The organism is Pseudomonas sp. R32, from assembly GCF_009866705.1.
Lineage (GTDB): Bacteria > Pseudomonadota > Gammaproteobacteria > Pseudomonadales > Pseudomonadaceae > Aquipseudomonas > Aquipseudomonas donghuensis.
In genome coordinates this window covers 5,635,324-5,646,108 of sequence record NZ_CP019396.1, presented here as the reverse complement: position 1 = coordinate 5,646,108, position 10,785 = coordinate 5,635,324, and the positions used below count along the sequence as shown (strand labels likewise).

11 protein-coding genes are annotated in these 10,785 nt (G+C 58.4%); all 11 read left to right on the top strand.

Annotated elements, in window-relative coordinates; genetic code table 11:
• The first annotated feature begins 592 nt into the window (after positions 1 to 592).
• The 11 genes from rpmH (at position 593) to atpB (ending at position 10,708) form a co-directional block, all read left to right on the top strand.
• On the top strand, positions 593 to 727 hold the full coding sequence (rpmH, locus tag PspR32_RS26140; RefSeq protein WP_002551315.1) for a 50S ribosomal protein L34: 135 nt from the start codon (positions 593 to 595) through the stop codon (positions 725 to 727).
• Between the two features lie 13 nt (positions 728 to 740).
• Complete coding sequence (gene rnpA, locus PspR32_RS26135; RefSeq protein ID WP_010222710.1) at positions 741 to 1,145, top strand: ribonuclease P protein component; 405 nt, start codon at positions 741 to 743, stop codon at positions 1,143 to 1,145.
• Positions 1,138 to 1,383 (top strand): membrane protein insertion efficiency factor YidD, encoded by a 246-nt coding sequence (gene yidD, locus PspR32_RS26130; protein WP_010222711.1) that lies wholly within the window; start codon positions 1,138 to 1,140, stop codon positions 1,381 to 1,383. The genes rnpA and yidD overlap by 8 nt, the downstream gene beginning before the upstream one ends.
• A gap of 2 nt (positions 1,384 to 1,385) precedes the next feature.
• Positions 1,386 to 3,068 (top strand): membrane protein insertase YidC, encoded by a 1,683-nt coding sequence (yidC, locus tag PspR32_RS26125; RefSeq protein WP_010222712.1) that lies wholly within the window; start codon positions 1,386 to 1,388, stop codon positions 3,066 to 3,068.
• 83 nt (positions 3,069 to 3,151) lie between these two features.
• Entirely contained in the window at positions 3,152 to 4,522 is a 1,371-nt protein-coding gene (gene mnmE, locus PspR32_RS26120; protein WP_010222713.1) for a tRNA uridine-5-carboxymethylaminomethyl(34) synthesis GTPase MnmE, read from the top strand.
• Positions 4,523 to 5,039: 517 nt separating this feature from the next.
• On the top strand, positions 5,040 to 6,932 hold the full coding sequence (gene mnmG / locus PspR32_RS26115) for a tRNA uridine-5-carboxymethylaminomethyl(34) synthesis enzyme MnmG (RefSeq protein ID WP_010222714.1): 1,893 nt from the start codon (positions 5,040 to 5,042) through the stop codon (positions 6,930 to 6,932).
• A complete protein-coding gene (gene rsmG, locus PspR32_RS26110) occupies positions 6,929 to 7,573 on the top strand; it encodes a 16S rRNA (guanine(527)-N(7))-methyltransferase RsmG (RefSeq protein WP_010222716.1) in 645 nt (214 codons plus the stop codon). The genes mnmG and rsmG overlap by 4 nt, the downstream gene beginning before the upstream one ends.
• 18 nt (positions 7,574 to 7,591) lie before the next feature.
• On the top strand, positions 7,592 to 8,383 hold the full coding sequence (locus PspR32_RS26105) for a ParA family protein (protein WP_010222720.1): 792 nt from the start codon (positions 7,592 to 7,594) through the stop codon (positions 8,381 to 8,383).
• Positions 8,384 to 8,392: 9 nt separating this feature from the next.
• Positions 8,393 to 9,265: a ParB/RepB/Spo0J family partition protein gene (locus PspR32_RS26100; RefSeq protein ID WP_010222721.1), complete on the top strand. Its 873-nt coding sequence runs from the start codon at positions 8,393 to 8,395 to the stop codon at positions 9,263 to 9,265.
• 149 nt (positions 9,266 to 9,414) lie between these two features.
• Entirely contained in the window at positions 9,415 to 9,822 is a 408-nt protein-coding gene (locus PspR32_RS26095; protein WP_010222722.1) for a F0F1 ATP synthase subunit I, read from the top strand.
• Between the two features lie 16 nt (positions 9,823 to 9,838).
• Complete coding sequence (gene atpB / locus PspR32_RS26090; protein WP_010222723.1) at positions 9,839 to 10,708, top strand: F0F1 ATP synthase subunit A; 870 nt, start codon at positions 9,839 to 9,841, stop codon at positions 10,706 to 10,708.
• The last annotated feature ends 77 nt before the right edge of the window (positions 10,709 to 10,785 follow it).

The window sequence follows — 10,785 nt, the reverse complement described above, 5'->3', positions numbered from 1 at the left end:
GGATATCCCCTGAGTTGAAAGCCGGTGAGGCAAAAACAAGCGCCCATTGTACCCAGCGCCAGCGCAGTTATCCACATGCAGGTGCGTCGAGGATGGCGATAAATCAGCACTTTAGTGACCAAAATGCCGTTTCGGACATGTGAATAAGCCCTGTGGATAACCGCACCTGAGGTCTTTGCACAACTGGGGGTCGAAATCGGTGGATAACCTGACTGTGGATAACTGCCCATTTGATCCACAGCTTTTCCGAGGCTACAACACAGTCAGAACACCTCTTCTCGACAAGGTTTCTTTCCTCTGTACATAAGGTATTTAAAGGCCTGTAGCTTGTTATCCACAGAAATCTTCCACATAAGCTTTATAAGATTCACTAAAAAGCTTTAAATAAGTCCTCTCTTTTTTTCTATGTTTAAGTGATCCGTTGCTCGGGGTCTGTCAGGGCAAACCAGGTGAGCCACCGAATGAGGCCGATTTTCCGTCTATAAGGAAAAGCTGGTTGGAAATTGACCTACGGCCCTGCTTTCTCTAGAATCGCCGGTCTCTTAAAACGGGGGCCATTCCGGCCCGTTGTCGACGAACCAGGTAACACGCCATGAAACGTACTTTCCAACCAAGCACCATCAAGCGCGCTCGCACTCACGGTTTCCGTGCCCGTATGGCCACCAAGAACGGTCGTGCCGTTCTGTCGCGTCGCCGTGCCAAAGGCCGTAAGCGCCTGGCAGTTTGATTTTTCGGCACTGGTGGTGAGTCAGGACTTCAGTCGGGAAAAGCGTCTGCTTATTCCCCGACACTTCAAAGCGGTCTTCGACTCCCCAACCGGCAAGGTTCCAGGGAAATGCCTGCTGATCCTTGCTCGCGAGAACGGTCTTGATCATCCCCGCCTGGGGCTAGTGATCGGGAAAAAGAGCGTCAAGCTCTCCGTTCAACGCAATCGCCTGAAACGCCTGATGCGCGATTCGTTTCGCCTGAACCAGCATTCACTTGCCGGTTGGGATATCGTGATCGTCGCGCGCAAAGGGTTGGGCGAGATTGAAAACCCAGAATTGCACCAACATTTTGGCAAGCTCTGGAAGCGCCTTGCACGCAGTCGGCCCGCTCCAGTGGTTAACACCGACTCTGTGGGGGTAGACAGTCAAGATGCGTAAACTGGCGCTCGTTCCGATCCAGTTTTACCGTTATGCCATTAGTCCTCTGATGGCCAGTCACTGTCGTTTCTACCCCAGTTGCTCCTGCTACGCGATCGAAGCCATCGAAACACATGGCCTATTGCGCGGTGGGTGGCTTACCGTTCGTCGCCTGGGGCGTTGTCATCCGTGGAATGCCGGTGGTTTTGACCCGGTTCCACCTGCCTCCTCTTCCCGTACTTCTTCGATAGCCGAGTAATCATGGATATTAAACGCACGATCCTGATCGTCGCCCTGGCAATCGTGTCCTACGTCATGGTCCTTAACTGGAACCAGGACTATGGCCAGGCTGCCCTGCCGACTCAGAATACTGCTGCCAGCAACGTTGCCCCGGCCCTGCCGGACACCGCGCAGGCCGGTAACACTGGCGCCAGCGCCGATGTACCGAGCGCCAACGCTGAATCCAGCCCCGCAGAACTTGCCCCGGTAGTGGTTAGCAAGGATCTGATTCGGGTCAAGACTGATGTCCTCGATCTGGCTATCGATCCAAACGGTGGTGACGTCGCCCAGCTGATGCTGCCGAAGTACCCACGCCGTCAGGACCATCCGGACATTCCGTTCCAGTTGTTCGACAACGGTGGTGAGCGTACTTACCTGGCACAGAGCGGTCTGACTGGCGTCAACGGTCCGGATGCCCGTTCGTCTGGTCGTCCGCTGTATGCCGCTGATCAGAAAAGTTATCAACTGGCCGATGGTCAGGACCAACTGGTCGTCGACCTGAAGTTCAGCGATGCCGGCGTCAACTACATCAAGCGCTTCAGCTTCAAGCGCGGTGAGTACGACCTGACCGTCACTTACCTGATCGACAACCAGAGCGCACAGCCCTGGACCGGTAACCTGTTCGCGCAGCTCAAGCGCGATGCCAGCTCGGATCCTTCCTCGAGCACCGCAACCGGTACCGCGACCTACCTCGGTGCAGCCCTGTGGACAAGTTCGGAACCCTACAAAAAGGTGTCGATGAAAGACATCGACAAGGGAAATCTGAAAGAAAATGTTTCCGGCGGCTGGGTAGCCTGGCTGCAGCACTACTTTGTAACTGCCTGGATTCCAAACAAGTCTGAAAACAACATCGTTCAGACCCGTAAGGACAGCCAAGGCAACTACATCATCGGTTTCACCGGTCCGGCGCTGAACGTTGCCGCTGGCGGTAAAGGCGAAACCAGCACCACGCTGTACGCAGGTCCGAAGATCCAGGAGAAGCTCAAAGAGTTGTCCCCAGGTCTGGAACTGACCGTCGACTACGGCATCCTGTGGTTCATTGCCCAGCCAATCTTCTGGCTGCTGCAACATATCCACAGCCTGCTCGGCAACTGGGGCTGGTCGATCATCGTCCTGACCATGCTGATCAAGGCGCTGTTCTTCCCGCTGTCGGCTGCCAGCTACCGTTCCATGGCGCGCATGCGTGCCGTCGCACCGAAACTGGCTGCACTGAAAGAACAACATGGCGACGACCGGCAGAAAATGTCGCAAGCCATGATGGAGCTGTACAAGAAAGAGAAGATCAACCCGCTGGGCGGCTGCCTGCCGATCCTGGTGCAGATGCCGGTCTTCCTCTCGCTGTACTGGGTTCTGCTGGAAAGCGTCGAGATGCGTCAGGCGCCATGGATGTTCTGGATCACTGACTTGTCGATCAAGGATCCGTTCTTCATCCTGCCGATCATCATGGGCGCGACCATGTTCATCCAGCAGCAGCTGAACCCGACTCCGCCGGATCCGATGCAGGCCAAGGTGATGAAGCTGATGCCAATCATCTTCACCTTCTTCTTCCTGTGGTTCCCGGCAGGTCTGGTGCTGTACTGGGTTGTGAACAACTGCCTGTCGATCGCACAGCAGTGGTACATCACTCGCAGCATCGAAAAGGCTACCAAGAAAGCCGCTGCTTGACGGGTTAGCCAGCTAACCTGTGGATAAACGCCCCCTCGTGGGGCGTTTTGCTATCTGTCGTTTTTGTCGTGAGGCCCTCGAGCATGAACACTGTGCGTGAAACCATTGCCGCCATCGCTACCGCCCAGGGACGTGGGGGCGTGGGGATCGTGCGGCTATCCGGCCCCCTGGCCCAACAAGCCGGGCTGGCCATCTGTGGAAAAGCACTGACACCGCGGCACGCCCATTACGGAGCGTTCCGCGCTGAAGATGGCCTGGTGCTGGATGAAGGCATTGCGCTGTTTTTCCCTGGGCCCAACTCCTTTACCGGCGAAGACGTGCTTGAGCTGCAGGGCCACGGCGGCCCGGTAGTCCTCGATATGTTGCTGCAGCGCTGTGTACAACTGGGTTGCCGCCTGGCGCGCCCGGGTGAATTCAGTGAGCGGGCATTCCTCAACGACAAGCTCGACCTGGCCCAGGCCGAGGCGATCGCCGACCTGATCGAAGCCAGTTCTGCACAAGCTGCGCGCAATGCCTTGCGCTCGCTGCAGGGCGAATTTTCCCGCCGTGTGGATAACCTCACCGAGAAGTTGATCAGCCTGCGCATCTACGTGGAAGCTGCAATCGATTTCCCCGAAGAAGAAATCGACTTTCTTGCTGACGGTCACGTGCTGAGCATGCTCGATGAGGTGCGCAACAATTTATCCACAGTGCAGCGCGAAGCCGGGCAGGGCGCCTTGCTGCGCGACGGCATGACGGTGGTGATCGCTGGTCGGCCGAATGCCGGCAAGTCGAGCCTGCTTAACGTTCTGGCCGGCCGCGAGGCGGCGATTGTCACCGATATCGCCGGCACCACCCGGGACATCCTGCGCGAACATATCCACATCGACGGCATGCCGCTGCACGTTGTCGACACGGCTGGATTGCGCGATACCGATGACCATGTGGAAAAGATCGGCGTGGAACGCGCACTCAAGGCCATCAACGAAGCCGATCGGGTGCTGTTGGTGGTCGACTCGACTGCACCGGAAGCCAGTGATCCGTTTGCCCTGTGGCCGGAATTTCTCGACCTGCGTCCGGATCCGGCCAAGGTTACGCTGATTCGCAACAAGGCAGATTTGAGTGGCGAAGCCATCGCCATGGAACAGAGTGAAGATGGCCACGTCACCATTACCCTCAGTGCCAAGGACACCGACATGGGGCTTGAGCTGCTGCGCGAGCACCTGAAGGCCTGCATGGGTTATGAACAGACTGCTGAAAGCAGCTTCAGCGCCCGCAGGCGCCACCTGGAGGCATTGCGTCAGGCCGGTGCGCACCTGGAGCATGGACATGCGCAACTGACCCTCGCCGGTGCCGGTGAGCTGCTGGCAGAAGATTTGCGCCAGGCGCAACACGCCCTGGGCGAGATTACCGGTGCATTCAGTTCCGACGATCTGCTCGGACGCATCTTCTCCAGCTTCTGCATCGGCAAGTAAGCGTCCTTATCCACAGTCGGGTCTGCAACGGACCCGACTGCAGCAGCCTTTTTCTCCAATCCCTTCTCCCGGTCAGGACAGCCACAGTGCTCGTGCTGCGCTGACTCCTGCGCGTCTATCCACATTCTGGTGAAATAAGCCCTGTGGAAAACCCACCTTCAGCTCCGTTGATAACTGGCCCTCAAGGCTGAAGATAACTCCCCTTGTGGGTAACTGGCCATTTCATCCACAGGCTTAAAGCGCTTATCCAGAACGCTCATCCCCGGTAGGCCACAGGGTTTTGAATCTCTGTACATAAGGTAAATAAAGGCCTGTAGAACCTTATCCACAGAAAGGTTCCTGACTAAGAATAAACATAAAAACAAAGCTTTAATAAATTTCTCTCTTTTAATTTCTATTACCTGCCATTCATCCACAGCCTGGTTAAATTTTGTGCAAAAGGTTCCTTTAGAGGGGGGTAAGTCCCTATACTTGTGCGTTATCCCTATCTATTCCCGAAACAGGCACGAGGTGCGTGGTGGATTTCCCTTCCCGTTTTGAAGTGATCGTCATCGGCGGCGGCCATGCCGGTACCGAGGCTGCGCTTGCGTCTGCACGCATGGGGGTGAAAACCCTGCTGCTGACCCACAACGTGGAAACCCTCGGTCATATGAGTTGCAACCCGGCCATCGGTGGCATCGGCAAGAGCCACCTGGTCAAGGAAATCGATGCGCTCGGCGGTGCAATGGCACTGGCCACTGACAAGAGCGGTATCCAATTCCGTGTATTGAACAACCGCAAAGGCCCGGCGGTGCGCGCTACTCGCGCCCAGGCCGACCGCGCCATCTACAAATCGGTGGTGCGCGAGATTCTCGAGAACCAGCCCAACCTGTGGATATTCCAGCAGTCGTGCGACGACCTGATCGTCGAGCAGGACCAGGTACGCGGCGTGGTAACGCAAATGGGTCTGCGTTTTCTCGCCGACTCCGTGGTACTGACCACCGGGACCTTCCTCGGCGGACTTATCCACATCGGTTTGCAGAATTACTCCGGTGGCCGTGCCGGCGATCCGCCGTCGATTGCCCTGGCGCGCCGCCTGCGTGAACTGCCGCTGCGCGTTGGCCGCCTGAAAACCGGTACACCGCCACGTATCGACGGGCGCTCGGTGGATTTCTCAGTGATGACCGAGCAACCGGGCGACACGCCGATCCCGGTGATGTCGTTCATGGGGTCCAAGGAACAACACCCGCGTCAGGTCAGTTGCTGGATTACCCACACCAACGCCCGTACCCACGAGATCATTGCCTCGAACCTCGATCGTTCGCCGATGTACTCCGGGGTGATCGAAGGCATCGGCCCGCGCTACTGCCCGTCGATCGAAGACAAGATCCACCGCTTTGCCGACAAGGAAAGCCACCAGGTATTCATCGAGCCAGAAGGCCTGAACACCCACGAGCTGTACCCGAACGGCATTTCCACGTCGTTACCGTTCGATGTGCAGTTGCAGATCGTGCGATCGATCCGCGGCATGGAAAACGCCCACATCGTGCGCCCGGGCTACGCCATCGAGTACGACTACTTCGATCCGCGCGACCTCAAGTACAGCCTGGAAACCAAGGTGATTGGCGGCCTGTTCTTTGCCGGCCAGATCAACGGCACCACGGGCTACGAAGAAGCCGGTGCTCAGGGCCTGCTCGCCGGTACCAACGCCGCACTGCGCGCGCAGGGCCGTGAAAGCTGGTGCCCGCGTCGCGACGAAGCGTACATCGGCGTGCTGGTCGACGACCTGATTACCCTGGGGACCCAGGAGCCGTACCGCATGTTCACCTCGCGGGCCGAGTACCGCCTGATCCTGCGCGAAGACAACGCCGACCTGCGCCTGACCGAAAAAGGTCGCGAACTGGGCCTGGTCGATGACCAGCGTTGGGCCGCGTTCAGCGCCAAGCGCGAAGGCATCGCCCTGGAAGAACAGCGTCTGAAATCCACCTGGGTACGCCCGGATACCGCGCAAGGTCAGGCCATTGCTGAAAAATTCGGTACGCCGTTGAGCCATGAATACAACCTGCTCAACCTGCTGACACGCCCGGAAATCGATTACGCCGGGCTGATGGCAGTGACCGGCGGCGCCGAGATCGACCCGCAAGTGGCCGAGCAGGTCGAGATCAAAACCAAATACGCCGGTTACATCGACCGGCAACAGGAAGAAATCGCCCGGCTGCGCGCCAGCGAAGACACCCGCCTGCCCGACGATATCGATTACAGCGGTATTTCCGGGCTGTCCAAGGAAATCCAGAGCAAACTCGGCCAGACCCGGCCCGAGACCCTGGGCCAGGCTTCGCGTATCCCCGGTGTGACCCCGGCGGCGATTTCCCTGTTGCTGATTCATCTGAAAAAACGCGGCGCAGGCCGCGAGTTGGAGCAAAGCGCTTGAGTTCTCAGGTCACCCCTCAACATGCCGAAGAGTTGTCCACAGGCGCCCGCCAGCTCGGTGTCGAGCTGAGCGAGGTCCAGCATGCACAACTGCTGGCCTACCTGGCCTTGCTGATCAAGTGGAACAAGGCCTACAACCTGACCGCCGTGCGCAATCCGGACGAGATGGTGTCCCGCCACTTGCTCGACAGCCTCAGCGTCATGCCGTTTATCCACAGCGAGCGCTGGCTGGATGTCGGCAGCGGCGGTGGCATGCCGGGTATTCCTTTGGCTATCCTGCATCCGGACAAGCACGTCACGGTGCTCGACAGCAACGGCAAGAAAACTCGCTTCCTAACCCAGGTAAAGCTTGAGCTCAAACTGGATAACCTCACAGTTATCCACAAGCGGGTCGAGGAGTTCCAGCCGGAGCTGCCTTTCACCGGAATTGTTTCCCGTGCTTTCAGCAGCATGGAGAACTTCACCAACTGGACGCGCCACCTCGGTGACGCCCAGACGCAGTGGCTGGCAATGAAAGGGCTGCATCCTGCCGATGAGCTGGTAGCATTGCCGGCAGATTTCAGAGTGGATAGCGAGCAGGCCTTGACCGTTCCGGGTTGCCAAGGCCAACGCCATCTGCTGATACTGCGCCGCACGGCATGACTGGGAACACAAGCAAGAATGGCTAAGGTATTCGCAATCGCGAACCAGAAAGGTGGTGTGGGCAAAACCACCACCTGTATCAATCTCGCAGCATCGCTGGTGGCAACCAAGCGCCGCGTGCTGCTGATCGATCTCGATCCACAGGGCAACGCCACCATGGGTAGCGGTGTGGATAAACACGTCCTGGAACATTCGGTCTATGACCTGTTGATCGGCGAATGCGACCTGGCCCAGGCCATGCACTTCTCCGAGCATGGCGGCTATCAGCTGCTGCCGGCCAACCGCGACCTGACCGCCGCCGAAGTGGTCCTGCTGGAAATGCAGATGAAGGAGAGCCGCCTGCGCACCGCGCTGGCGCCGATCCGCGAGAATTACGACTACATCCTGATCGACTGCCCGCCGTCGCTGTCGATGCTGACGCTCAACGCCCTGGTCGCCGCCGATGGCGTGATCATTCCGATGCAATGTGAATACTTTGCCCTGGAAGGGTTGAGCGACCTTGTGGATAACATCAAGCGGATCGGCGAGCGGTTGAACCCGCAGCTCAAGGTCGAAGGCTTGCTGCGGACCATGTACGACCCGCGCCTGAGCCTGATCAACGATGTTTCCGCACAGCTCAAGGAACACTTCGGCGACCAGCTGTACGACACCGTGATTCCACGCAACATCCGCCTGGCCGAGGCCCCGAGCTTCGGCATGCCGGCCCTGGCCTACGACAAGCAATCGCGTGGCGCCCTGGCGTACCTGGCCCTGGCCGGGGAACTGGTTCGTCGCCAACGTCGTCAAACCCGCACTGCACAGACAACTTAAGGAATCCGCATGGCCGTTAAGAAACGGGGTCTCGGACGTGGGTTGGATGCACTGCTCAGTGGTCCGACCGTCAGCGCACTCGAAGAGCAGGCTGTCCAGGTCGACCAAAAGGAACTGCAACACCTGCCGCTCGACCTGATCCAGCGCGGCAAGTACCAGCCGCGCCGGGACATGGACCCGCAGGCACTGGAAGAACTCGCCCACTCGATCAAGAGCCAGGGCGTGATGCAGCCGATCGTGGTGCGCCCGATCGCGGACAACAAATTCGAGATCATCGCCGGTGAGCGCCGCTGGCGCGCCAGCCAGCAGGCCGGCATGGACACCATCCCGGCCATGGTCCGCGATGTGCCCGATGAAGCGGCCATCGCCATGGCCCTGATCGAGAACATCCAGCGCGAAGACCTCAACCCGGTGGAAGAGGCCATTGCCCTGCAGCGTCTGCAGCAGGAGTTCCAGCTGACCCAGCAACAGGTCGCCGACGCTGTGGGCAAGTCGCGGGTTACCGTGGCCAACCTGCTGCGCCTGATCTCGTTGCCGGAAGTGATCAAGACCATGTTGTCCCACGGCGACCTGGAAATGGGTCACGCCCGGGCATTGCTCGGATTGCCGGATGAACAGCAGGTCGACGGGGCGCGTCACGTTGTCGCACGTGGCCTGACCGTGCGCCAGACCGAGGCACTGGTACGCCAGTGGCTCAACGGCAAACCCGAGCCTGCGGAACCTGCCAAGCCGGACCCGGACATCACCCGCCTTGAACAGCGTTTGGCAGAGCGTCTGGGCTCTGCCGTACAGATCCGCCACGGCAACAAGGGCAAAGGCCAGTTAGTTATCCGTTACAACTCACTAGATGAGTTGCAAGGTGTCCTTGCTCACATCCGCTGAAACAATTCCTTTTGTAGCGCGTAGTCGGAAATCACTACCCGGCAGTTGAATAGGGGTTAAACCGCCCCTATACTCTGCGCGCATTTTGTCGGCACAAATTATGCCAAGTCATAGCTGACTGGTTGGTCGACTTTCGAGGAGCAGTTGTGATGGAAACCCGCACGCCAAACCGCTTGCCTTTCCATCGCTGGGCGGTTTTTCCGGTACTGTTGGCTCAATGTGTCGTGTTTCTGCTGGCAACTTTGGCGTTGTGGCAGTGGCATGGGGCGGTCAGTGGATATTCGGCACTCTGCGGGGGGCTGATTGCCTGGCTGCCGAATGTGTATTTCGCCTGGAAGGCTTTTCGTTACACGGGAGCCAGGGCAGCGCAGGCCATCGTCAAGTCGTTTTACGCGGGCGAGGCAGGCAAATTGATTTTGACGGCAGTGCTTTTTGCACTGACGTTCGCAGGAGTGAAGCCATTGGCGCCGTTAGCAGTCTTCGGTGTCTTTCTGCTGACCCAGTTGGTCAGCTGGTTCGCGCCCCTGCTGATGAATATAAGACTTTCGAGACCTTAGGGCGTTTGAGGCAACCATGGCAGCAGAAACCGCTTCGGGCTATATCCAGCACCACTTGCAGAACCTGACCTTCGGTCAACTACCAGACGGCGGTTGGGGTTTTGCCCATTCCGCAGCAGAAGCCAAGGCAATGGGCTTCTGGGCTTTCCACCTGGACACCCTGGGTTGGTCGGTCGCACTGGGTCTGCTTTTCGTATTCCTGTTCCGCATGGCAGCCAAGAAGGCGACTTCCGGTCAGCCTGGCGGCCTGCAGAACTTCGTAGAAGTGCTGGTTGAGTTCGTCGACGGCAGCGTCAAGGACAGCTTCCACGGCCGCAGCCCGGTGATCGCCCCACTGGCGCTGACCATTTTCGTCTGGGTCTTCCTGATGAACGCCATCGACCTGATCCCGGTCGACTGGATTCCTCAGCTGGCCATCCTGATCTCCGGTGATCCGCACATTCCGTTCCGTGCCGTTTCGACCACCGACCCGAACGCGACCCTGGCCATGGCCTTCAGCGTGTTCGCCCTGATCATTTTCTACAGCATCAAGGTCAAGGGTATCGGCGGTTTCCTCGGCGAACTGACCCTGCACCCGTTCGGCAGCAAGAACATCTTCGTTCAGATCCTGCTGATTCCGGTCAACTTCCTGCTCGAATTCGTCACCCTGATTGCCAAGCCAATCTCGCTGGCCCTGCGTCTGTTCGGCAACATGTACGCCGGCGAGCTGGTGTTCATCCTGATTGCCGTGATGTTCGGCAGCGGCCTGCTCTGGCTCAGCGGCCTGGGCGTGGTGCTGCAATGGGCGTGGGCTGTGTTCCACATCCTGATCATCACCCTGCAAGCGTTCATCTTCATGATGCTTACCATCGTCTACCTGTCGATGGCTCACGAAGATAACCATTAAGACCGCCTGGCGTGTCTGATGACCCTTTTGCCGGTACGGGGAAGGGTCGAAAAAGTCCGCAAGGGCAGCTGTACCAA